This is a genomic window from Streptomyces sp. T028, assembly GCF_048159505.1.
Taxonomy (GTDB): Bacteria; Actinomycetota; Actinomycetes; order Streptomycetales; family Streptomycetaceae; genus Streptomyces.
This window is the reverse complement of the sequence record NZ_JBLRVZ010000071.1, coordinates 30,769-53,829: the sequence shown is the minus strand read 5'-3', so window position 1 is coordinate 53,829 and position 23,061 is coordinate 30,769. Positions and strand designations below refer to the sequence as shown.

Here is a 23,061-nt window from a genome sequence, read left to right as displayed (position 1 = left end):
TCTTCGGGAGGGACGTCATGCCGAGGAGCCTTCGTGTTGAGCTGACCGACGATCAGCGCCGTGACCTGCACGCGTTGCTGGCCCGCCGTGATCTGACCGCCTACACCCGGCAGCGGGCGGAGTGCATCCGCTTCCTCGATCGCGGCATGACCGCACCCGCAGTCGCCGACCTGCTCGAATGCAATCCGGTCACCGTCCGTGCGGCGGTCCACCGCTTCCACGACGGCGGGATCGAGGCGCTGCCCGATGCCCCGCGTCCGGGCCGCCCGGCGAGGGTGCTGGGCGGCGCGGACCGTGCCGCTCTGGCCGGTCTGCTGGACCGGTCCGCCGCGGCCGGCGTCACCTGGACCGTCCCGGCCCTGCGTGACTGGCTTCATGAGGAGCGCGGGGTGGAGATCTCCGCCGACTGGCTGTGGGAGCTGCTGCGCCGCGACGGCTTCCGCTGGAAACGGACCCGCGACAGCCTGCGGCACAAGGCCGACCCCGTCCTCCAGCAGGCCGCGAAGGCACAGCTGGAGGACTTACGGACTTACGGATGGAGGCGCACTCGGGCAGGCGGGATCTGATCTTCCTGGACGAGTGCGGGTTCGCCCCGACCATGCCCACCGGCTACACCTGGTCCCGCATCGGGCAGCGGGCCGTGGTGCCAAGGGAGGACACCAAGAACCGCCGGGTCAACGTGCTCGGCGCGGAGATCGTCGGCGCCGGGCCGGACCTTCTCTGGCAGCGCACCAGCGGCAAGATCGACGCCGGGATGCTGCTGGAGTTCGTCCTCGTCCGCCTGGCGGGCCTGGGCGGCGGGGCGGCTGTCCTGGAACTGGCCGCGGACGGCCTCGGCGTCGATGTCATGCCGGTCTGGGAGCGGCGACGGCCGTGCACGGTCGTGCTGGACAACGCTTCAGCGCACGTGGCCAAGGCGTTCAAGGGCCGCCGCCGTCAGCTGGCGAAGATCGGCGTGGACCTGCTCTACCTGCCGCCCTACAGCCCGGAGTTGAACGACATCGAACTGGTCTGGCGCCAGGCGAAGTACCAGGACTACCCGCAGCGCACCCAGACCAGCACCGACACCATCGGCGAAGCCGTCGACCGCGCCATGACACGGCAGCAAGACCGAATCCGACAGTCAGCAACGAACTTCACCCAAGCCGCTTAGATGTCGCAGACCTGACGGGGCAGCCCTACCCGCCGCATGGGGAGGAGCACGCGGCGGTGCGAGCGGTCGCCTTCCACCTGCGACGCCAGCTCGCTCGCCCGCATCCGGACACCGCTGGCGGCCTCCTGCTAGAGGAGCTGGCCGAGCAGACCCGGACGGCCACCCACGCCGATGCAGTCGGCGACGAGCACGGTCTCGCGCTGACTCTGCCGAAACTGATCGAAAGGACGGATCACGCAATCACCACCGCCCCGGCTTCCTGGCAGGAGGAAGCGACGCGACTGCGGGTCCAGGCGCATGTGCTGAGCGCCGGGCTAGTGCGGCGCTTGGGCTATAAGGATCTGGCCTGGATGCTGCTGCACCGAGCCCGCCCCGGCACCGGCGAACCGCTGCCGGTGCTGGTCGAGGAGGTGCGGCTGCTGATCGACCTCGGCCTGCCGGAATACGCGTTGGCGCGCGCCGAACGCTCCGAGCACGCGGGAGTCGGGTCGGAGCTGCCCCTGCTGGCCGCCGTCGCTCAGGCCATGACCGGACGCCGCCAACACGCCGAACGGTTCCTTGCCGAGGCTGCTGGAAAGGCCACCACCGCACGGGAGTTGGGCATGGTGGTTGCGGCCCGAGCCGCCGTCGCAGCGGAGCACGGCGACACAGAGGCAGCCGCTGACCATGTCCAGGCCGCGGATCAGATCGCACTCGACGGCGCGCAGCGGTCCCACTTGCTGACGGTGGCCGCCGCGGCCGATGTACGCCGGGACCGCGCCGATCAGGCAGCTGTCCGCCTTGTCGAGGCCGATGCGGTTGCTCCGCTGCGGGTGCGGTTGGACCCCTTCGCGCGGGAGCTGGTCGCCGCGCTCGCCGGCCGCACCACCGTCCAGGCCACAGCCCTGCGGATTCTGGCAGAGCGGGCGGGGATGCGCTGAGGGCGCCCGTCTTGGCGGGAAGAACCGCTGGGGACGGCAGGCTCGCCCTAGGGTACGGCTGAGACAAGGAATTGAGCGGGGGCCATGGACCAGGAACAGGCTCGGAAGATCGGCGAGCGCCTGAGGTCGGCCCGCCGACAGCGGGGGATGAGTCTACGAAAACTCGCGGAAGCGGCCAACGTGTCGGTCGGCTATCTGTCGATGGTGGAGAACGGGCATCGTCACTTACCGGTAGTTCGTTAAATCCGGCGGTAGAGATCGATGCCGTGTCCGGTGGTGACCGCGTCGATCAGGGCCTGGAGTTCGGAGGGTGGGTCCTTGTCCGTCCAGGCTTGCCACCATCGGTTGAGGGTGACGGCGGGGGTGAGCCAGGAACGGATGGCGCGTAAGGCCCTGGGCCAGCAAGGCTGTTGGGGCTGGTGGGACGGGGCCGGTCCCCCTCTCTGGCACCTCGTCGGGGCAGGGGTCCGGTGCGGTGGCATCCAGGGGCCCGGGCGGGGCGAACCATTGATCCCAGCAGAAGGAGAAAGCGCAGTTGACCAGGGTCTGGTGGCGGCGGATGGCACGGTCGGAGCGGACTTGGAAGTCGGCCCAGCCGAGTTCGTCCTTGATCTGCTTGTAGCTCTGCTCGATCCAGGGCCGCAGGCCGTAGAGGCGGACGATCTCGGCCAGTTCGGCCGGAGGGTGCGGGCTGGCGGGGGCGTAGGGTGCGTCGGGGTGGGGCAGGTTGGTGGCCAGGTACCAGGTGGCCTTGTCCGGCAGGCTGGCCGGGTCGGTGGTGGCCACGACCAGTCGGCACGGTGAGTCGGGGCCGTAACCGCCCAGGCGGGCATCGGCGGCCCACCAGGTTTCGGTGTGCCCGTCGCGGAAGTGACGCTCCACGGGCATCCACTCGCCGGGACGTTTGGCATCCTTCCAGGTCAGGGCGTGGGCGGCTTCGATGGGGGTGTGCGGCTGGTCGGCCGGGGCCCAGGTGCCGCGGTGCGGCTTGAGCGCGACGACGTAGGCCAGGCCGGCCTCGCGCAGTGCGAGGTACCAGTCGTCGCTGACGGAGTAGGCGCAGTCGGCGACCACCGCCCGGCAGCCGAAGCCCGCCTCCTTCCCTCGGGCCGCGAGGGCTGCGGCCAGCTGCGGTTTCGTGCGGAAGGCCGGATCGGACCGGCCGCGGGCGAAGTGATGGGCGGGGGTGTAGGGAGTCGCGTGCAGCGGGTAGTACACACGGCCGTCGGTCCACACCGTGGTCACCGTGACGATGCCGTTGTCCGTCTTGCCCAGCCGGCCCAGCCACTGCCGGCCCACATGCGCGGTCGCCGTGCCCGCCTTGCGGTCCCCGGAATCGTCGATCACGATCACCCCGCCGTCGTGCGGAGCCGTCGCCGGCTCCTCGCGCAGCAGCTCAAGCCGCCGGTCGTTGACCAGCCCGGCCTCCCAGGGCGACTCGGACAGGAAGAACTGCAGCCGCTGCACCCCCGGCATCCCCGCACCCGCCACCGGCTCCGCCCCGGCCAGGCAAGTGATCGTCTTGTTCCGCTCCCGCGGCGCCAGCAGCCCGGTCAGGTACTCGCGGAAACCCCGCCGCTGAGCCAGGCTGAAGAAGAGGTCGTCGAACCGGGCCGCGTACTCCTCCAACGGCCCCGGCGCGGGCGGGCACGGACGGCGAGCAGTCATCTTCAGCCCCCAGTAAGGCAGTTGACTCCTACCACCGGCCTACGACCAACCCGACGTGCCGTCAACCCACACCACCACCGGATTTAACGAACTACCGTTACTGAGGTCTTCGGATTGTTGTCGGGTGGTGAGTGAGGGTAAGGCCGGTGCCGGCGAGGCAGCCGTCGATGAGGTCGGGGCGGAGTTGGATATGGCGCAGGCCCCGGCGCAGGGTGCGTTCAAGATGCTCGTCGTCGGTGAAGGCGGTGTTGGCCAGCGGGCCGCGCCGTAACAACGACCAGACGCCCTCCGCCGGATTCAAATCCGGTGCGTAGGAGGGCAGTTGCACGATGGTCAGCCAGTCGTGTGCGGCTGCGTACTCCCGCATCCCGGCGGCGAGATGGGTGTTGAGATTATCCCAGATCAGGACGATGGGGGCCTTGAGCTGGATGTGGGCGCGCACCACCAAGTCGCGGTAGTCACGCCAGGAGAAGCTGTCACGTCCCCTGCCCTTGTGCTTGCGATGGCGGCGCGACCGGTAGATCAGCCGGGACGCCTCGCCCTGCCTGTAACAGCACATCGCAGCGATCGACCAGCGGCGCCAGGACCGGCCGCGCACCCGCACCACCGGCGTGTGCCCACGCCGGCCCCAGGTGCGCGCCCGCGGCGGCGTCATCGAAAACCCCGCCTCGTCCTCGAAGACGACGAACGCCCCCAGCGCCGCCGCAGTCATTCCACCTGCGGCCACACATCCTTCTTCCACAGCTCGACCGCATGCTCGTCACGCTCCAGTGCCCGCCGGGCCGGCGACTGCCAGGACCAGCCATGCCGGTGCATCAGCCGCCACACCCCGGCCGACGAGCACTCGATCCGGAACTTCCAGAAGATCAACGCTCTGATCCTGGCCAGCGTCCACCGCTGGTCTTCCCAGCCGTGCTCGGCGGGCCCCAGGGCTAATTCCTTCTCCAACTCGGCGAACTGGCCGTCGGACAGCTTCGGCAGTTTCGGCGGGCCGGTGGAGGCGAGGGCCTCCATCCCGCCTTCCCGCCAGGCACGCCGCCAGCGCTCCACCGACCGCTCACTCACCCGCAGATCCCTCGCGATCACCGCGGACTTCTCACCCCGCGCAAACCGCTCGCCGGCCTCATACCGGATCCGCTCGCGAAACCGCCGCCGCTCCGCGGTCAGCCCACCACCCTGCGCATACCGCATACCTCCGGCCTACCGCAGGGATCACCACACGGCAGCCCCCCCCCGACAACAATCCGAAGAGATCAGTAGCGGTAGTTCGTTAAATCCGGCTGTAGAGGTCAATGCCGTGTCCGGTGGTGACCGCGTCGATCAGGGCCTGGAGCTCGGAAGGTGGGTCCTTGTCCGTCCAGGCTCGCCACCACCGGTTGAGCGTGACAGCGGGGGCGAGCCAGGAACGGATGGCGCGTAAGGCCCTGGGCCAGCAAGGCTGTTGGGGCCGGTGGGGTTGGTCTGGGCCCCCTCTCTGGCCCCTCGTCGGGGCAGGGGTCCGGCGCGGTGGCGTCCAGGGGTCCGGGTGGGGCGAACCATTGGTCCCAGCAGAAGGAGAAGGCGCAGTTGACCAGGGTCTGGTGGCGGCGGATGGCGCGGTCGGAGCGGACTTGGAAGTCGGCCCAGCCGAGTTCGTCCTTGATCTGTTTGTAGCTCTGTTCGATCCACGGCCGCAGTCCGTAGAGGCGGACGATCTCGGCGAGGTCGGCCGGCGGGTGCGGGCTGGTGGCGGCGTGGGGTGCGTCGGGGTGGGGCAGGTTGGTGGCCAGGTACCAGGTGGCCTTCTCCGGCAGCCGGGCCGGGTCGGTGGTGGCCACGACCAGCCGGCAGGGTGAGTCGGGGCCGTAGCCGCCCAGGCGGGCATCGGCGGCCCACCAGGTCTCACTGTGCCCGTCACGGAAGTGACGCTCCACGGGCCTCCAGCCGCCGGGACGCTTGGCATCCTTCCAGGCCAGGGCGTGGGCCGCTTCGATGGGGGTGTGCGGCTGGTCGGCCCGGGCCCAGGTGCCGCGGTGCGGCTTGAGCGCGACGACGTAGGCCAGGCCGGCCTCGCGCAGTGCGAGGTACCAGGTGTCGCTGACGGAGTAGGCGCAGTCGGCGACTACCGCCCGGCAGGCGAAGCCCGCCTCCTTGCCCCGGGCCGCGAGGGCTGCGGCCAGTTGCGGTTTGGTGTGGAAGGCCGGATCGGAGCGGCCGCGGGCGAAGTGGTGGGCGGGGGTGTAGGGAGTCGCGTGCAGCGGGTAGTACACACGGCCGTCGGTCCACACCGTGGTCACCGTGACGATGCCGTTGTCCGTCTTGCCCAACCGGCCCAGCCATTGCCGGCCCACGTGCGCAGTTGCCGTGCCGTCCTTGCGGTCCCCAGAGTCGTCGATCACGATGACCCCGCCGTCGTGCGGAGCCGTCGCCGGCTGCTCGCGCAGCAGTTCAAGCCGCCGGTCGTTGATCTGCTCGGCCTCCCAGGGCGACTCGGACAGGAAGAACTGCAGCCGCTGCACCCCCGGCATCCCCGCACCGGCCACCGGCTCCGCGCCTGCCAGGCAGGTGATCGTCTTGTTCCGGTCCCGCGGCGCCAGCAGCCCGGTCAGATACTCGCGAAACCCCCGCCGCTGGGCCAGGCTGAAGAACAGGTCGTCGAACCGGACCGCATAGTCCTCCAACGGTCCCGGCGCGGGCGGACACGGACGGCGAGCAGTCATCTTCAGCCCCCAGCAAGCCAGTTGGCTCCTACCACCGGCCTACGACCAACCCGACTTGCCGTCAACCCATGCCACCACCGGATTTAACGAACTACCGGTAGACCGCTCCAGCCTGATCACCGCCTTCGCCGAGGCCCTGCACATCGCCCCGTCCGAGCTGACCGGCCAGCCATTCGCTCCGGTGGACCCGAGCGCAAGCGCGGCCCACGAGGCGATTCCGGCTCTGCGGCTGACACTGATGGGCATCACCATGGCAACCCCACCGGATCGGCGACCGCCTCAGGTACCGGCGGCCGTACTGGCCGACCGTGTAGCGAGGGCGAACCAGCTGTACCACGCCGCCGAATACGGCGCCCTCGCCGCCGGCCTGCCCACCCTGCTGGCCAGCCTGCACGCAGGCGTTGAGGCCGCCGAGGGGCCGGCCCGGCACGAGCTGCTGAGACTGCTGGCGGACGCCTACCATCCGGCCTGCACCCTGCTTCTGAAAAATCTGGGTTACACCGACTTGGCATTCATCGCTGTTACCCGCGCCGCTGAGGCGATCGCGGAGCTGGACGACCCGGTCTACTCGGCCCTCAGCGGCTTCTTCCACACCCACGTGCTGATGTCGGCGGGCAGCCCCACGCAGGCCCTCGCCCGGGCCACCGCCGCCGCCAACGCCCTGGAAACACATCTGAACAGCCCGGACGCCTACGCGCTGCTGGGCGAACTCCACCTGATCTCCGCCACCTCGCTCACTCAGGACCGGCACCGGGCCGGAAGCACCCGAGCCGAGGAGATCCGAGGCCACCTCGCCGAGGCCGCCGACATCGCTGGCCGCACGGGCGAGACACGCGCCCACCACCTGAACTTCGGTCCGACCAACGTCGGCATCCACCAGGTGAGCCTGAACACCGAACTCGGCCTGCACGGCGAGGCCGTCACCGCCGGCCACGGTGTACGCCCCGAAGCCCTTGCTGAGGCCCCCGGCCGGCAGGCAGCCTTCCACGCCGACCTGGGCCGGTCGCTGGCCCATCTGCGAGGCCGCGAAGCCGACGCGATTGCCTCCCTGCTGACCGCCGAGGAGATCGCCCCTCAGCGCATTCACGCCAGCGCGCCAGTGAGGAGCATCGTCGAGTACCTCAACGACCGGCCGCTGCCCGCTCACGCCGCACGGGATCTGCGGGGCCTGACCCACCGCATCGGCCTTCCCCTTTGACGGGCTGCGCTCCTCGGCTGGACACGTAGGCCCGTACGCACCCGTGAGCCCGGTCTGCACGCGGCGAACGCTCGGACGTACCCGGATGCCGGTCCCGGAGGCTGACCAGGCCGAACGGGATGGGATGAGATACGGGGACGTGGGTTCACTGTCGTGAACACCCCAGCGTGCCCGGGCCATTACCTTCAGTGCCGGGCCGGGCGGGTCCCGCCCAGAGAGGGTGAGGCACGCGATGACCAGCACTCCGGTGCGTCACGACTTCCCGGTGATCTCTACGCCCGGGCACGTCCCGCTGGCCCGCCACGAGACCGCTAAGGTCCTCGCCTCTTGGGGCGTGTCCGACCAGGTCTTGGACACCTCCTGCCTGATCATCACCGAACTGGTCACGAACGTCGTAAGGCACGCGGCTGTCGTGTCACCCACGGCCATGGTCACCCTCGCCGTCGAGGGGCGGGGCGTCCTGCTGCTGGGCGTCGCGGATGCCCACCCATTCAAACCGAAGCCTCTAATGGCGGCGCACGATGCCGGAGGCCGCGGCCTGCACCTGGTCAGCGCCCTGGTACATGAGGCCGGCGGCAAAGCAGAGGTCGTCCCGGACGCCGCAACAGGCGGCAAGCAGATCAATATCCGACTGCCCCTGGCCCCTGCCTGATCACCGGTTCGTTCTCGCGGTAGGCCCACACCCGGCCAGCCGGAGCTCCGTCCAAGTAGGCGAGCAGTGGTTCGATCTCGGGCCTTGACGCGCTGGAGTTCGCCAGGACCTTCTTGGCCTCCTCGAGTGGCAGGAGGAGCGCACCCGTGACCTTGCCGTCGGGGTCATGGACGGTGATGTCGCCGTCCCAGTCGGTGCACTCGAAGGTGCATACGACCGTGGAGGGGTAGCGGTCGCTCGTCGTGTTGACAAGACAGGCGAGGGGGCCGACCGAGGCCACGCGCAGCCCGGTCTCCTCCGCCACCTCGCGGACGACGGCCTCCTGGAAGAGCTCGCCTCGCTCCACGCCGCCGCCGGGGACGGACCAGATCTCCTCGCCGTCGCGCTGCTCACAGACCAGGACGATATGGTCCGCGCGGCGCAGCAGGGCTGCGGCGACCTGAACGCCGGGGCCCGTGGCCCGCGAGGTGGGCGCGGTGGGGTGAATCGTGGTCATGAACGAGGGCTCCCAATTCGTTGCGATGGTCCGCGTCATATCAAGGGGAATCGAAGCGCCTACAACACTCGCTATGGTTGCTGGCGACCAAGCCCTATCGCCCGAAGTACCTCTGCCAGCGCTCCCGGCAGTCGATGGGATGCTGCATGCTGGTGTCGAGCAGATAGATGCCGTCCTTGAAACTGCGGAATCCGATCGACTCCCACACCTCGGCGATCCTGGCCTGGGCCTTAGCGAATCTGGGCTCGTCATCATCGAATTCCCCTTCAATCGGGGCGGGCTCGCAAGCCACCGCGGCGCACCCCGGCGACAGGCGGCGGATGGCCTCCGCGGCAACCAGAGCCCCGATCCCGAACCCGCGGAACTCGGTATTCAGCCGGACTCGATCCATAATCAGCAGATCTCCCACCCCTTCGACCATGTCCTGGAATTCCGGAGACCAGTGCAGCCCGGGGGTCATGGCATATTCAGGTTCCGTGCACACTGAGACGACCTTCTCGATGTCTCCCGTGTAGGAGTCCGCCGCTTCCCAACCGGGATCTTTTGTGTAGTTACGAATCCGTACCAAGGACATGTCACCGATTGGAATGCCGGTCTCGAAGAACTCACATGTCCCGTCTTCCCGGCACCGCGGGCAGTCGTCCTCGCCGTGATAGCGGCTGATCTCGACGGGCCAGACCTCTAGCGTGTCCTCGAACTCGAATGGGACAGCGGGGTGGCTGTGGCTGTATCGCAGCATGATGTCCTGCGCATCAAAGGGAAGATCTGCGACCGGACGGCGAGGGGTGTAGGCCATGCCTCGGACACTACCGACACTCCCGCCGGTAAGACAGAAACGGGCACCCTCTGAGCGAGCAGCCCGCTCACAGCGTTGACCGTGCATCGCGCACCTCGCCTTATACCCAGAACAACCTCCCGCCCCGAAGACAAGTCACACGACTGAGCTGGACAGATCCCAGAAGTGCGCTTGACTGCGCGGATGAACATCAGGTCGACGGGCATAAGTCCGTCTGCAACCGTGCAGATCAGGCGCTTCCACAACGGTGATTCAGTGGAGCAGTTGACTCTCCTGCTCCACCGCGCCTACGCAGACCACGCCGCTGCCGGGCGCGCCTTCTTCGCCTCCTACCAAAGCCCGCAAGACACACGGCACCGTCTGAGCAAAGGCGAGTGCTGGGTCGCGGTGAACGGGAACGCACTGGTCGGCACCGTCACCGTGTCAGCTCCTCACACCACTCCATCTGGGTACCCGGCGCCAGCAGGAGGGGGCTCGTTCTGGCAACTGGCTGTCGAACCGTCGCACCGAGGCACTGGCCTCGGACAGCGGCTGCTGGCGCTGGCAGAGTCACGGATCGCTGCTCTCGGATCGGCACAGGTCGTCATCGATACCTCCTCACAGGCGACAGACCTCGTCGACTGGTACCGCCGGCGTGGCTACGCACCGATCGGCACCTGGCGGTGGGACGTCACCAATTACGACAGCATCGTCCTCATGAAGAACCTGCCGACGTCAACGCCTTCGTGATCGGCGGGGACACAACCTGAAGCACGACGTCGTATAGCACGGAATCCCCGGTTAGCGAACCCGGGGATCCTCCGCATCATTAGTGGTCCACCGCCACTTCCTGCCCACCCGTCGAGAGGCCAGACACAACCCAAAGCCCACAACTTCATGCGCCGCCCGGTCCGTCCTCGCTCCGCGCAGACGCATCAGCGGAACCTCTGCTACGCCACTGCGTAGCTGAGGCGGAACATGTCCTGGGCTCGCTCCAGGTCCCGCTCCGTGCGCAGCTGCACCTCCAGATCGCCGGTGCCGTGGTGGCCAAGCCCTGTCACGTCCCGGGTGAACCCGGGGACGAGGTCGACCTCTTTCGGGTCGGCCTTGAGGTAGACGAGGAGCTTGGTCTGCCGGGGCGGGCAGACGCAGGCGAAGTTCCGCAGACGCTGGTACGCCAGATAGGTCCTGTTCTCGACCTTGGTGATGTCGTCACCGAGCCCGAGCAGAACCTCGTCGACCGACGCAGTTAGCTCAGCCATGGCCTTGTCCGCGCCCGCCCGTGTGCCGCCCAGCGTTTCAGCCGCGGGGCGACGTCGGCATGCACCAGGGCCGACCGGCCGACCAGAGACCGAAGCGACTGTCTCAAGGCCGATGTGCTCGGTGCCGAAGAAGCGGTAGCGGACCAGGTCGATACTGCGCCGGTGCTCGCGTACGGCGTGCACGTCGTATCGGGTGAAGCCGCCGGCCACACAGATCAGCCTGGGGGCGCTCCAGAGCACCTGGGCCGCGGCTGTGGCCCCGAGCCGGTCGCGGACCAGGTGCCGGAACTCCGCCTTGTGATCCATCAGCCAGGACATGTAATAGAGGCCCTGATGAATCACCCCGGCATCGGTGCCACGCTTGAATTCCACGACCACCGGCGCGCCGTTCTCGTCGATGCCCAGCGAGTCGATCCGGCCGCCATGGACGTGCCCGGTGCTGTACTCGCTCGCCAGGAACCGCACCCCGAGCATCGCCTGCATGTTCGCCTCGATGAGGTCCTGCACCTCTGCCTCGACCTCAGCGAGACGCGGCATAACCTCGGTCACACCGCTCGTGGTGTTGAACAGCCTCAGACCCGACACCTTCCCTCCCCGATGTTGCGGTAGCCGAAGCGCAACATCAGAGTCTGCTGGATTATTTCCAGCTGGATCGCGGGATCATCTCAAGGAGGCACCCGCAGGACACGAGACGCGGCAAACGGGACACTGGCGACAATGAAGGGCATTTCTGCTTCGTGGGCCATTTGTGGGCCAGCGCCCCTAACAAGCCGTCAGGTAGGCGGCTGACCTGCAGAGACGGCGCTAGCTCCGGAGCCGTGTGCGCAGGTTCGAATCCTGCCGGGGGCACTCCGGATCAAGACCCTGCCGAGTAGCCGAGGGGGATCTCACCCCTCGGCTCTCACAGAACCGTGCGTAACAGTCGCCCGTTACACGGCTCTTGTCGTTCTGGTCGTCAGACCGATACGGCGCCCGTGGTCAGGCGCCAGTGCGCGAACATGCGGGGGTATCGCCGGGCGATCTCCTGCATCTTCGCGATGGCCTTCCGCTGGGCCGCGAGCCGTTTGTACTTCTGGCGGATCCAGCGCACCAGGTAGGCATTGATGCGCATCGCGAAGGGGATCAGCTCCCACGGCCTGAAGCGGCTGTAGTAGTTGAGCCAGCCCGCCACCACAGGGTTGATCCTGCGGGCGAGCTCGTGGAAGGACAGTTCGGAGCGGGTGTGCAGGTGCCAGGACCGCAGCTCCCGCCCCATCTTTTTCAGGGCGTCCTTGCTGACCGCCGGGTCGAACGCCAGGAACAGGTTCCCGTGCCGACTCCGGTTCCTCCTGGCGCGGAACGTGTACCCGAGGAAAGTGAACGACGTGTGCTCGTAAGGGCCACGTCGGTGGCCGTCCTTGCAGTAGATGATCCGAGTCTTGTCCGGGTGCAGTTGCAACCCGACTTCGACCATCCTGTCCGTGAGCGCGGCCAGCACCTGGCGGGCCTGGCGCTCGGTGACGCAGTGCAGCACCGCGTCGTCCGCATACCGTTCGAACCAGACGGACGGGAACTCCCGGTCCATCCAGGTGTCGAACGCGTAGTGCAGGAACAGGTTCGCCATGACGGGAGACACCGGAGCCCCTTGAGGGGTCCCTCGCTCCCGCTCCAGCAGGGAGCCGTCGGGCATGACGAGCGGGGCAGCGAGCCACCGCCGCACGTACAACTTCACCCAGACGGCGTCGGTGTGCGCTTCCACCGCCTTGACCAGCAGGTCCCAGGGCACACTGTCGAAGAACTTGGCGATGTCGAACTCCACCACCCAGTCCCTTTTCCAGCAGCGTTCCCGGCATTTGCCCACCGCATCCAGGGCGGACCGTCCGGGCCGGTATCCGAAGCTGTCCGGGTGGAAAATGGGATCCACCCTGCGCATCAGATGCCGGGCCACCACGGTCTGTGCCACGCGGTCGGCGACAGCGGGAATGCCGAGCATTCTCTCGCCGCCCCCGTGTGGCTTGGGAATAGCCACCGCACGCACCGGAGGCGGAAAGTACGAGCCCGACGACATGCGATTCCAAACCTTGTACAGATTGTTCTCAAGGTCTTTCTCGAAGTCCGCGACGCTCTGCCCGTCCACACCAGGTGCACCCTTGTTAGCCCTGACTTCCTCCCATGCCTCCTTGATTTCCCACTTTGAAATATCAAACGGCTTGGTCGACGATTTCAACTGGCCCATCGAACTCCTCCCGGACGCTGTCCGGTTGATGCGATCAACTCAGTCACGAACGACCCGGCCCCTTCGCTCCACCCCCGTTACAGGGGCTTCATCACTACTACGAGCCGGTCCGCCGGCACGCCCCGCGTCGGTACTCGACCCCTTGCAGTGACTGCTGCTTGGGGCACTCCCTCTCGCCCGCCGCTCGGCGGGCAGTATCGGGACCTGCCTTCTCCTGTTCCATGCGGAAGCCGCAGACCGGACTCACGTCGCCTACATGCCGGACACCACCTGGCCAATAAGCGGGCACCCGCCAGGCTCATCCCGGAGTTCTGGTCACACCCCGGTTTCGATGCCGTCTATTTTCTTTTCGACACGTCAGCAGCGATTCACTTGCGTTCGTCTTCCCGATCCCCACCTGACGCCTCTTACGACGCCTTTTCCCTCATCGCTCACCACGACAGTCATTAGCTAACGCAGCATGAGGCGGTTTAGAGCCTCCCCCCACAGGGCGGCTCTGAAGGGCCACAAAACCTTCATCTCCCACACAGCATCACTTCCAGAAGTTGCCTACAATCAACTCCCTTTCATGTTCAGGACACAAGACCTGCAGAAATGCAGATCAGGGTTTTTGTGTTCACGCCAAAACACACACGGTCTTTTGACCGTTGCTCGTTTCCGGCCCCGTACCGCCGCGAACAACCAGGCCACTCCTCTCGGTTGACGGATTTCCGCAGGTCAAAGCCGCCCCTCGAGACGCTCAGCAGCCATACTGACGACAAACTTCCGAACCTGGCGCGGATCTGGGGATACACGTGGTCTTCACGCCGAGAGCCGCTTCTGACCTGCCTGAATGTGGCTGACGCCACACGGAAACGTAAGCGGTCTGGTGGGTCGTTGCTCTTTGCGCCCGGACGCCACGTATCCGCGTAGTCATGCGCCCATGTGGGAGTAGGCCGCCCAGTCCGCTGGATGGGCGAAGTCCACGCCCTCGGAAGGGCGTCGCACCAACTCCCGCCACAGCAGACGGGTCGTCGCGATCGGGAGCTCCGGTTCGCCGTGCGCGGGCCGCAGCCACTCGACCTTTTCCTTGTTGGTGGTCTGCCGAACCCAGCGCTGCGCGGCGCACAGAGACTCGGCCGGGGAGAGTCCCAATAGCTGCCACTCTCGGTAGAACCGGGCGGTGACCAGGGAGTTGGCGAGGCCGCCGACGACCCAGTGGCTTGCGACGATCCCGGCTGCGCCGAGTTGGACGAATCCCATGGCGAGGCTGATGACTTCGTCGGGCAGATCGCTGCCGGCGACGTAGGTCTCACAGGCGCCCAGCACGACGAGCCGCGCGCTCACGGGGCTGTGATTCGGGTCGGCGGTGAGTAGGTCGCGCAGCCTCAGCCGCCCTTCCGACAGGACGAGCGCGCTGTCCATGGGGGAGCCGGTGTCCGCGTGGGCGTGACAGGCGAAGTGGCCGACGGAGCAGGAGCTCAGTGCCTCCCGCACCGCTGCCACGGTCGCGTCGGAGCCGGACAGCCGTTTCACCGGGTTGAAGAAGCGCGCGGCCAGGTTCACGTCGGGCTTCGCGAACGGGAGAGGACCCAGGGGTACGGGTCGGGGATCCTGTACAGCGAGCAGCCCGCCGGTGGCGCGTTCGGCAGCCGCGACGTCGGCTGCCGCCGCGGCGCGGGCGTTGGGGACGTAACTGATCGTGGCGTGGTCGAGCGCGTACCGCCGCCCCTGTTCAGAGGGGGTCCAGGCGGCGTGGAGTGGCAGGAGACCCAGCTGCCCGACGGCTACGAGGGCGAGCGACGAACCTTCTGGGACTCGCTCCAGTACGGGTCCCATGCATGAGTCCCAGAGCCACTCCGCCACGTCGTCCAAGGACTCTCGCCAGCGGTCCGGTCGGCCGTCGCGCCGGGCGTAGTCCGCTGCCAGCTGCTTGGCTCGTTCCCCCACGGCATGTGTGTTCAGATCGGGGAGCGCGACGGCGACCGTGTCGTCCGGGTCCCCGGATCTCAGGATCAGTGCCGTGCCGCCCAGGTCCGTGGGGATGAGGTAGGCCAGCGTCTGAGGCGCCTGAACCGGGGCCCGCCCGCTCGGGCCGGTGGCGACGGCCGAGCCGCTCAGTCGACGGACCTCGGCGGCGGCTTCCCGCAGCTCTGCCTTCACCCGGCGCCGGTCCGCGATCTCCGCGTCGGTCGCCTCCCGCCATGACGCGAGGTCCGCCGCGTCGGTCAGATCCGCCGACGTGCCGTTGGGGCCGGCCATGGCGGGCACCATCAGGCGTCGTACGTCCGCGCCGATGCGTCGGAGCCGGGCGGCCAGCGGGCTGTCGGCCGCAGCTGCGGCGCGCTCCAGAAAGGCATGGTCGAGGGCCTCGGTCAGTTGGACGGCTCTGCCGTGTTCGATCTCGGTGACGGCTCGTGCCAGGTCGCCGGCGCGCGCATGGGCGTGGGCTGAGCGGGCGGGGAGGCCCAGGGCCCCGGACAGCCGCAGGTGCTTGTGGCTCAGCAGCAGCTGGGCGTCCAGCAGTTCACCGAGGGCCTTCGTCGCATGGCGGTACGCCTCCGCGGCTTCGGCCCAGGCTCCGCGGTCCTCCGCCCAGCGAGCCCAGCTCCGCGCTGCCGACAGTGCGGTCTCGGTGGCGGTCTTCCCGGCGAGTTCGCAGGTGCGCCGGTAGAGCCGGCGCAGCCGACCGGTGCCGCGCGGGATCCGGCGCGCGCGCCAGAGGGTGGCGGTCGCCGAGGCCAGGTTGTACGACCACGCCGCGTACTCCGGCGCCGACACCGGCGTCATGCGCAAGGCCCGCCGATACCACCTGATCGCCTTCCGCAAATCACCGCGGCGTCCCGTCACGTCATACAGGTCCGAATGTCCGTTCGCCACGTTGTTCACCCAGGTGGCACGGCGCGGCGACCGGCGGGACGTTGCCGACACCGCCTCGGTGAAGAGGCCGATGGCTTTGCGCAGGGAGTCGCGGTCCTGGCGAGCCGCCAGCGCGGTGCCCAGGTTGCTGAGGTAGAGGGCACGCTCCCGGTGGCCCCGTGGGACCAGGGCGACGGCTTGCGTGTACATCTCGACGGCCTCGTCGAGGACGCTCTTGCGGCCCGCCTCGTGCGCAGCCATCAGGGCGTTGCCGAGGTTCGTGTGCCACAGCGGGGCGTCGGTCGAGTCCTTGGGCGCGACGGCGACCGCCTGGCGGCAGACGCTGATGGCCTCGTCGAGGTCGTCGAGGTTCCCGTTCGCCTCGAAGCTGTCCAGCAGAGCCGTGCTGAGGTTGCTCAGGCGGGCCGCCCGAAGGATCCCGTGGGGTGGTGTGCGGTCGATAGCGGCACGCAGATGTGCGACGGCCTCCTGCAGGTCCCCCGGTTCGCCCTCGGACTCGAAGCGGTCCAGCAGGCCGTTGGCGAGGTTGCTCAGGCACGCGGCCCGGCTCGGTGAGTCGTCCGGGCAGGCGCGAAGCGCATCGCGGAAGCACGTGATGGCCGAGCGGAGGTCCGCGGGGTCTCCTCCGCGCTCGAAGCGTGTCGACAGGCCGTTGCCGAGGTTGCCGAGCCAGCCGTAGCCGTGCACCGCGAAGCCCTGCGGGGTGTGGACCGCCTGGCTGAATGCCTCGATCGCCTGCTCGAGCTCCTGGTCATGGCCTTCGCGCTCAGCACTGCGCAGCAGGGCATTGCCGAGATGGCTGAGCCGGTTTCCCCGCTCGGGATGGTCGGCGTCGGTGGCTGTGAGTTGAGCGTGCAGGAGGGCGACCGCCTGGTCCACGTCGTCCGGGTCGGTGCTCTCCGCCAGGCTCACCCCCAGGTTGGCCAGTGCGGAGTCCAGGTGGGCGGCTTCGTGTCCGTCCTCCGCCGCAGCCTGTTGCTGGAGAGCCAACGCCCGGAGCTGATCCTCGGGCGAGCCGTCGCGCTCGTACCGTTCGAGAAGAGCGTGAGCCAGCAGGAGACGACCCCGTACGTGAGAGGTGGCTTCCGGCCGTTCCAGTATGTCCAGCGCCTCGTCGAGACTGCGGTCCTGGGGACGGGCTCCGTATCGGTCGTACCGGTCGAGCAGCGCGTCGGTCAGGTCGAGGGACACCTCGGCGTCGGAAGGGGCCCTCGCGGCGTCGGACAGCAGCGAGACCGCCGAGGCGAGGTCGGCCGCCTCGCCGGCGACCCGGTATCGGGACAGTGCGGCCAAACCCGCCCTGTGCGGGTCCGACGCGGGATCAGGACTGCTCATCGTCCGCTCCACTGGTGAACACGGGGGTGGCGGCCCGGGATCCCGAACGCAGGTAGTCGCTGACCCGGACGCCCTCGGACTGCTCCTTCTCGGGAGATGCCGGTACCGGCCAGCGCAGCGCCTCGTAGAGCAGACGACGGTGCACGTCGAAGCAGGACTCCACGATGTCCGCATAGCGCGCTGCCGCGGTCAGGAGCCGACCACGGTATGCCCCGAGCGCCACGGCGAGGCCGATCGGGGCCGCCCACCACGCCCAGAAGGCCAGAGGGACGAACAGGACGCCTCCGATCATGGCCTGCACGGCCAGGTCGAGGGACGCCCGTGCCGTGGTCGCCTCCTCACGCGCCCGGTCGGGAAGTACCAGCCACAGGCGCGTCCAGGCGATGATGGGGTCCAGCCCATAGTGGGCGGAGATCCGGGCCTCTCCCGCGCGCAGGATGTTGCCCAGCCGGGTAGGCATGCACAGGTCCGGATTCGCCGGGAGACGGCGCAGTGTGCGCTCCAGTCCGGCGCGCTCGGCACTGTCCTCGGGGCCGGGTGAGGACATCGCGGCCAGCGTACGGAGCCGGTCGCGGCCGTCTTTCGCCTCACCTCTCCAGTGGCGGCGGCGACGCTGCCCAAGCCGTGCCGCCGGTCGTGGCCAGTATCCCTCCAGCAGCCGCAGGACAGGGAACGCAAGCCCCGAGAACAGCAGGCCGGTCAGAGCGATGACCAGGAGGGGTAGGACGGCCAGGGCAGCCTGGGCCAGCGCCGGCAGCGCGCCGAGGCCGGAGGTCCACGACTTCATCGCCCCGATCAGGCCCTTGTCGGCGACCGTGTCCCACTGGGTGGCCCACACCCACACCGCTGCCACGCCGGCCCAGAAGGCGAAGGCGGGAGAGAACAGCGCCGCCACCCACCGCTCGGCCAGCCGTCCGGCGATCCCCCGCAGCAACTCTCCGCCCATCGGCCCTCATCACTCGCCGGCCGAACGGAATACCAGCTCCCCATGGCCGTTCGGGCACTCGGAGGGAGCAGGCTCGGGATCGCCGACGTCCAACACCGGCCATACCCAGCTGCACTTCGTGCACGCGTACCGGCTGTAGGGCAACGGGATGGGGTCGCCCAGCAGGAAACCGCCCTCCCCGCTCGGCGTGTCACCGCGTTCCTCCGCCAGGGCAGGGACCAGGACATCGACGCGCTCACGCAGGACCGGTTCGGCGACCAGGAGCTCCCAGAGCCGGTCAACGGCTTCCTCCCGGTCCTCGCCGTACCCCAGCCTGCGCGCGGCGATCAATGCCTCCCGCAGTGGCTGCCCGACATCCTCGGCGTGCTCCGCAAGCAGCTCGGGCAGCTCATGGACGACGACTCCCGCCGCAAGGACGATGGCCTGGGACCTGTCCTGCTCTTCCTCCACTCCGGCCTCCCTCAGCAACCGTTTCGTCCCCATGAACGACACGGGCTGCGCCGTCCGTCAAGACGGCGCGCAGTGGCGGGTCGTTAACTCGTTCTGACCGACGCTGCGGATCCGTCAGGCTGGACGGCAGACACAAATCACGCCATTGCGGCCTGAAACTCCGTCATGCACGCGAAGCAATACTTGTCCGTTGCCTCCCTCCTGCGGGGGCTCCTCCCGCACCTTCACCCCGCACAGCGCCGACGCCTTGCCAGCCGTCAGCACATGCCCCGTTGACACCCCCGTGATGCGTCTGCGCCGCACCACATCTCGTGCACTCGCAACTCACTCCAGGTTGATATGGAGGTCGTTCCCATGCGAGCACGGCCCACGCCGACCGGCCTCTGGGAGCGACCAAGCGGGTGACACTAGCCAGACCAGCCGAAGCCGCGGCCTCACGCCGACAACTGCTCACGAACTCTCCCGAGTTAAGGCAGGCGTGCCGTTCGGTTGCGGCGTGGCCCGCGCGGACGCGGTCCGGCCCGTGGCCTGGACACGACATCCGGGTGCTGCCTGAAGGGCAGTCCCCGGGGCCCAGGAACTGCCGTTCGAGTCGTTCATCAGCCGTACGGCTGTCGCGTTGACCCATGAGGCTGGCCAGGCATACCAGGTCGGCAGGGCAGCCCACGCTGGATCAAAAAGGCTGGTAGGACTGCTGACATGGTCGATCCAAGAGCGCCGAGGCTCAGCCCGCCTACCGGAGGGGAGCGGGTCCAGGTCACCTGGAAGGCTGGTGTCGGGGCCCCGCTGCGGCCTCGCGATCTTGCGCACTACCTACAGGACGTCGATATTGCGATCGGCGTCGGCGAACAGTGGGGCACCACGTTCGCCCGCGCGGCAGCCCAGCAGGAACTCATGGAGCGCATCGCCCAGGAAGGCGTTCGCAGCTTGGAGGGCGAGGCTCTCGAACGCGGATACTCCCCCCGGGACCTCATGTACCTCGACGAGTGGATGCACTTTGGGCCGTGGAGGCCCTGGCGAGGCATGCCCCTCGGGGGCTCCGGTAGCTTGATCGAAACTCTCGCGGATGCCCGGGTCCCCAAAGTGCTCGGAACCCCAACCCGAGTCGCCCGCGCCGAGTACGGCAGTCCACTTCTCCTTGACCTGGCGAACTCCGGATTCCTCGCGTACGGAGTCATCAAGATCGCCGAGCTTGTCCGTGACTGGAGCAACAAGCGACGAGCTGACGAAGCAAGCGCCCGCCGGATCGAAGCGGAGGCGGACAGAGGGGAAGCCGGAGCTCGCCAGGAGAATGCCCGGGCACGTCAGTTGGAGGCACAGGCGCGGCAGATGGAAGCCCACGCTGACCTTGTGCAGTGGGCCGTTGACCAGACTCGCGGTGGACCCGTTTCTCCTGGGGAACTATTCGCAGTCATCACCCCGGAGCAGCTCCAGGCACTCAGTCGTCTGGCCGAGACACCGACGGAGCTACAGCTACCGCCGGATGTCTCCCGCGGAGAGTAGCGACAGTCCCAGGTACTGGTGAGCTCGCATATTCAACTGTCGCGAGTTCTTCGTGGGGTCCAGCCTGTCGGTGACCGTAGGTGTACTCCAGCTGCCTCCGGCGTCGGAGGCGAGTCTGGTTGTGGTGGCGTGGTGATAGCCGAGGGCCTCCCCGGCGCCCTCGCCGGCCCAGAGCACGCGCACACGCCCCGAGCATTGCGGGGATACACCCTTTCCACGTAGATTTGCGGAGGTTCGCCCCGTAGGGGGGCGGCAGGCCGTCCGATCGGAGGACACCATGGCCCTGAGCAAACTTGCTCAACAGTTCGCTGACGAGATCCGTCTTCAGGACTGGTCTGATGCCCACTTCCGGCTCGACCGTGCAGGGCACAACCGCGACATTGACACAAAGAGCCGCCCCGGCGACCCGGTGCTCAACACTGAGCAGACGCAGGCCGTCAAGACGAACGCCATGTGGGTCACCGCCCAAGTCCTGGGCTACAACGATCCGAACTTCGACGTCTATGAGTTCGCTCAGGCATGTGGCGTCAACATTCTGAACACACGTGGGGGCAGGGACGGCTCGATCGCCGCCGGGCTCCGAACCTCGAACGGCCGGTACGAGCGACCGGGCACATACGAGTACGACCCGCTGACCGAGGTGGTCACCACGGCCACCAGCGACGCCTACCACGCCTCCACCAACTGCCCGCTGTTCCTCAGCGGCTACCAGAACAAGCCGATCATCAAATTCTCCTGGGACAAGGTGCCTGACCGGTGGAAGCCGTGCCAGTGCATCACCGCCACCCAGAGCTAGAGCTGACGCAAGAATCGCCCCGCCGGCCACCCGGCGGCGGGGCGTACCGCATCCGCCCCTCACTGCAGCCCTGCGCCGCGTGGGCCCGAAGTGGCCCCGCACAGCCCGACCGCCGTCGGCCACGCGGACCGCCTCACGATCGAAATGCGGGACTGCCTGCCTCTCGACCGACAGGAGCGCGGCGTCGACACCACCAGGGTTCGCTTTGACCCTCACCAAGGCGTTCGGCCCTTACCACCTGCATCGAGACCGCTTACACCAGCGGGCCCAGGGTCCCGGAAGTAGTGCGTTCGGCTTCCCGGTGTGGAGTGACATCACATTTATCGCTTTTGGGTGCGAGGCAGAGACACGGCGACTTGATTGATGCTCGGGCATGAAGTCGTGCGCGACAATCCAGCGGGTAACCGTTGGCCCGCTCGACCAGCCCCTTGGCCTCCGGATCGCGGGGCCGGCAAAGGATCACCTTGCAGGCCAGCAGCCCGGCCAGCGCAGCGAACTCGTGACCGAGCACGGCCCGCCCCTCCCGGCGGCGTCCGATGGCCGCTTCGTTGTCCCAGACCAGTGCCCGGGGCACCGCTCTCCAGCCGGACAGCAGGTCCCAGTGCCCGCTCACGAGGTCGGCGGCCTGCCTCGACGGCAGCATCCGCGCGGTGATCACCCGGGAATAGCCGGCCACCATCACCAGCACCGGCGGCCGCCCGGTCTGCCCGAACCCCAGCGGGATGTCCACCGGCGGGAACCACAGATCGCACTGGGCCAGCTCGCCGGGCTGATACGCCGTCCGCGAGACGGGGTCCGCCGGCAGATAGACCGGCCGCAACTCCCGCACCCGACGCTTCAGCACCGACAACGACCGTTCCCACCCGATCCGCTCGGCGATCACCGTGGCGGGCATCCGCGGATACTGCGCCAGCAGTTCGCGGATCGCCGGCTCCACCGCGTCCACGATCGAACCCTTCGGCGCCCGCCGGTACTTCGGCGGATCATTACTGGCCACGGCCCGCCGCACGGTGTTCCGGGCGATCCCCAGATGCCGCGCGATCCCCTTGATCGACATGCCCTCCGCACGGTGGAGCCGCCGGATCTCAGCCCAGTCCTCCACACCGATCACCTCTTCCACCTGACTCCCATGGAGCCAGACTGATCACTTGATCACGGAAGGGGTCACTTTTCATCGACCGATAGGGGGTCACGGTTCACGGAACGGCGACAACGTCACCCGGCCGCGATGTGCGTACCGTCGCCAGTTCGCATTTGATGCAACTGGCGGGCGCTTGGACCATCGGTACAGCCGTTGGCGCTCAGCAGCTGATCTTGGCCGCTCCGCCCCAGACGTCAAGTTGGGAGATCGCCCTCCGCTGGCCACGCCGGCAGGGTGCCGCGGTGAGCCCTCGCTCTCGCCGAGCTGATCAACGACCTCGGTATCCCCACGACCGCGGCCAGGCCGCGGCAATCCGCCAGCAGGTCCTGGATACGCCGGCCCCTGTCGTCGCCGATGCCCTCGGCTCCCCCAGGTCACCACGGCCCGCCTCACGTCCAAGGCCGGAGGCACCTGGAGCCGATACGCCCCCGGAGACCACACCCGGTCACCAGCAGGATGGACTCAACGGGGAACTGGCGACAGCTGAATAGACGAGCCACCAGCAGACCGATACCCGAATGGCAGACATACCCAGGTCCCGGTATCGAAGGTGACTCTAGGATTGAAGGGAGCGAACCAGCACGCTCGAAGATGGAGCATTTCTATGGCCAGCAAAGACGACCAAGATGCCGATCTCGAAGAAGTGGAGATCGAGATTCTTCGTAGCTCTGGCCACATGCCATCACCCGAGGATCTTCGACGCTTGGAAGAGGTCTCTCCAACCCTGGCTGATCGACTTATCCGTATCGCTGAACTGGAGCAGCGATTCGTTCACGAAGAAGTCGCGGAGATGGCGCGCGCTCGTTCAGCCGCCAGGATCGTAGCGTTGGCCAACAGGCTGTTCGTGCTTGCTGCTGGATTGGCCATTCTTGGCGTTTCCGCCTACCTCGTGGTCCGTGGCTTCGCAGGTAGCGCAGTCCTGCTGGGTGTCATCAACGCGCTCGCGGTAGCAGCACTTGGATGGTTCGGACACTACTGGACCTCCGGGACGCG

At 68.0% G+C, this 23,061-nt stretch carries 21 protein-coding genes and 1 pseudogene; 10 read left to right on the top strand and 12 right to left on the bottom strand.

Features of this window, described 5'->3' with window-relative positions:
- Positions 1–17 precede the first annotated feature (17 nt).
- From ACLZN2_RS46755 to ACLZN2_RS46740, 4 genes are all read left to right on the top strand, one after another.
- Positions 18–566 (top strand): helix-turn-helix domain-containing protein, encoded by a 549-nt coding sequence (locus tag ACLZN2_RS46755; RefSeq protein ID WP_416986145.1) that lies wholly within the window; start codon positions 18–20, stop codon positions 564–566.
- Positions 536–1,153: a transposase gene (locus ACLZN2_RS46750; RefSeq protein ID WP_416986144.1), complete on the top strand. Its 618-nt coding sequence runs from the start codon at positions 536–538 to the stop codon at positions 1,151–1,153. Before ACLZN2_RS46755 ends, ACLZN2_RS46750 begins: the two co-directional genes overlap by 31 nt.
- A gap of 56 nt (positions 1,154–1,209) precedes the next feature.
- The gene (locus tag ACLZN2_RS46745; protein WP_416986143.1) at positions 1,210–2,073 is read left to right on the top strand and encodes a DNA-binding protein; all 864 of its coding nucleotides are present in this window, start codon (positions 1,210–1,212) and stop codon (positions 2,071–2,073) included.
- A gap of 84 nt (positions 2,074–2,157) precedes the next feature.
- Positions 2,158–2,316: a helix-turn-helix domain-containing protein gene (locus tag ACLZN2_RS46740; RefSeq protein WP_416986142.1), complete on the top strand. Its 159-nt coding sequence runs from the start codon at positions 2,158–2,160 to the stop codon at positions 2,314–2,316.
- On the opposite strand, the gene ACLZN2_RS46735 is transcribed toward ACLZN2_RS46740, so the two are convergent.
- The 4 genes from ACLZN2_RS46735 to ACLZN2_RS46720 form a co-directional block, all read right to left on the bottom strand.
- A complete protein-coding gene (locus ACLZN2_RS46735) occupies positions 2,299–3,741 on the bottom strand; it encodes an IS701 family transposase (protein WP_416986141.1) in 1,443 nt (480 codons plus the stop codon). The genes ACLZN2_RS46740 and ACLZN2_RS46735 overlap by 18 nt on opposite strands.
- Positions 3,742–3,838: 97 nt before the next feature.
- Entirely contained in the window at positions 3,839–4,396 is a 558-nt protein-coding gene (locus tag ACLZN2_RS46730; protein WP_416986168.1) for a transposase, read from the bottom strand.
- Positions 4,397–4,449: 53 nt separating this feature from the next.
- On the bottom strand, positions 4,450–4,932 hold the full coding sequence (locus ACLZN2_RS46725; protein WP_416986140.1) for a winged helix-turn-helix domain-containing protein: 483 nt from the start codon (positions 4,930–4,932) through the stop codon (positions 4,450–4,452).
- A 98-nt stretch (positions 4,933–5,030) separates the two neighbouring features.
- Positions 5,031–6,440 (bottom strand): IS701 family transposase, encoded by a 1,410-nt coding sequence (locus ACLZN2_RS46720; protein ID WP_416986139.1) that lies wholly within the window; start codon positions 6,438–6,440, stop codon positions 5,031–5,033.
- Between the two features lie 55 nt (positions 6,441–6,495).
- On the opposite strand from ACLZN2_RS46720, the gene ACLZN2_RS46715 reads away from it, so the two are divergent.
- A complete protein-coding gene (locus tag ACLZN2_RS46715) occupies positions 6,496–7,638 on the top strand; it encodes a transcriptional regulator (protein ID WP_416986138.1) in 1,143 nt (380 codons plus the stop codon).
- A gap of 232 nt (positions 7,639–7,870) precedes the next feature.
- Positions 7,871–8,290 carry an ATP-binding protein gene (locus tag ACLZN2_RS46710; RefSeq protein WP_416986137.1) on the top strand — a complete coding sequence of 140 codons (420 nt, stop codon included), beginning with the start codon at positions 7,871–7,873 and terminating at the stop codon, positions 8,288–8,290.
- Here ACLZN2_RS46710 and ACLZN2_RS46705 read toward each other — a convergent pair.
- Complete coding sequence (locus ACLZN2_RS46705) at positions 8,259–8,786, bottom strand: NUDIX domain-containing protein (RefSeq protein WP_416986136.1); 528 nt, start codon at positions 8,784–8,786, stop codon at positions 8,259–8,261. The genes ACLZN2_RS46710 and ACLZN2_RS46705 overlap by 32 nt on opposite strands.
- 94 nt (positions 8,787–8,880) lie before the next feature.
- On the bottom strand, positions 8,881–9,582 hold the full coding sequence (locus tag ACLZN2_RS46700) for a hypothetical protein (protein WP_416986135.1): 702 nt from the start codon (positions 9,580–9,582) through the stop codon (positions 8,881–8,883).
- A 255-nt stretch (positions 9,583–9,837) separates the two neighbouring features.
- On the opposite strand from ACLZN2_RS46700, the gene ACLZN2_RS46695 reads away from it, so the two are divergent.
- Complete coding sequence (locus ACLZN2_RS46695) at positions 9,838–10,311, top strand: GNAT family N-acetyltransferase (protein WP_416986134.1); 474 nt, start codon at positions 9,838–9,840, stop codon at positions 10,309–10,311.
- A gap of 200 nt (positions 10,312–10,511) precedes the next feature.
- Here the strand turns inward: ACLZN2_RS46695 and ACLZN2_RS46690 are convergent, their stop codons facing one another.
- The 5 genes from ACLZN2_RS46690 to ACLZN2_RS46670 all read right to left on the bottom strand — a co-directional run bounded on the left by ACLZN2_RS46690 (position 10,512) and on the right by ACLZN2_RS46670 (position 18,628).
- Positions 10,512–11,408, bottom strand: coding sequence for a DUF5655 domain-containing protein (locus ACLZN2_RS46690; RefSeq protein WP_416986133.1), 897 nt, complete (start codon positions 11,406–11,408; stop codon positions 10,512–10,514).
- 370 nt (positions 11,409–11,778) lie between these two features.
- Positions 11,779–13,038: a group II intron reverse transcriptase/maturase gene (ltrA, locus tag ACLZN2_RS46685; RefSeq protein ID WP_416986132.1), complete on the bottom strand. Its 1,260-nt coding sequence runs from the start codon at positions 13,036–13,038 to the stop codon at positions 11,779–11,781.
- A gap of 912 nt (positions 13,039–13,950) precedes the next feature.
- On the bottom strand, positions 13,951–17,232 hold the full coding sequence (locus ACLZN2_RS46680; protein ID WP_416986131.1) for a CHAT domain-containing protein: 3,282 nt from the start codon (positions 17,230–17,232) through the stop codon (positions 13,951–13,953).
- Positions 17,219–18,178 carry a hypothetical protein gene (locus ACLZN2_RS46675; RefSeq protein ID WP_416986130.1) on the bottom strand — a complete coding sequence of 320 codons (960 nt, stop codon included), beginning with the start codon at positions 18,176–18,178 and terminating at the stop codon, positions 17,219–17,221. The genes ACLZN2_RS46680 and ACLZN2_RS46675 overlap by 14 nt, the downstream gene beginning before the upstream one ends.
- 9 nt (positions 18,179–18,187) lie before the next feature.
- Entirely contained in the window at positions 18,188–18,628 is a 441-nt protein-coding gene (locus ACLZN2_RS46670; protein WP_416986129.1) for a hypothetical protein, read from the bottom strand.
- Positions 18,629–19,327: 699 nt separating this feature from the next.
- On the opposite strand from ACLZN2_RS46670, the gene ACLZN2_RS46665 reads away from it, so the two are divergent.
- Together ACLZN2_RS46665 and ACLZN2_RS46660 are read left to right on the top strand one after the other, a co-directional pair.
- Positions 19,328–20,131, top strand: coding sequence for a hypothetical protein (locus ACLZN2_RS46665; protein ID WP_416986128.1), 804 nt, complete (start codon positions 19,328–19,330; stop codon positions 20,129–20,131).
- A 277-nt stretch (positions 20,132–20,408) separates the two neighbouring features.
- Positions 20,409–20,927: a hypothetical protein gene (locus ACLZN2_RS46660; RefSeq protein WP_416986127.1), complete on the top strand. Its 519-nt coding sequence runs from the start codon at positions 20,409–20,411 to the stop codon at positions 20,925–20,927.
- A 400-nt stretch (positions 20,928–21,327) separates the two neighbouring features.
- Here the strand turns inward: ACLZN2_RS46660 and istA are convergent.
- Positions 21,328–22,038 (bottom strand): annotated as a pseudogene (gene istA, locus ACLZN2_RS46655) (IS21 family transposase); the annotation flags it as partial.
- Positions 22,039–22,672: 634 nt separating this feature from the next.
- Here istA and ACLZN2_RS46650 point away from each other — a divergent pair.
- The coding region (locus ACLZN2_RS46650) for a DUF2335 domain-containing protein (protein ID WP_416986126.1) at positions 22,673–23,061 on the top strand (389 nt) is incomplete at its 3' end.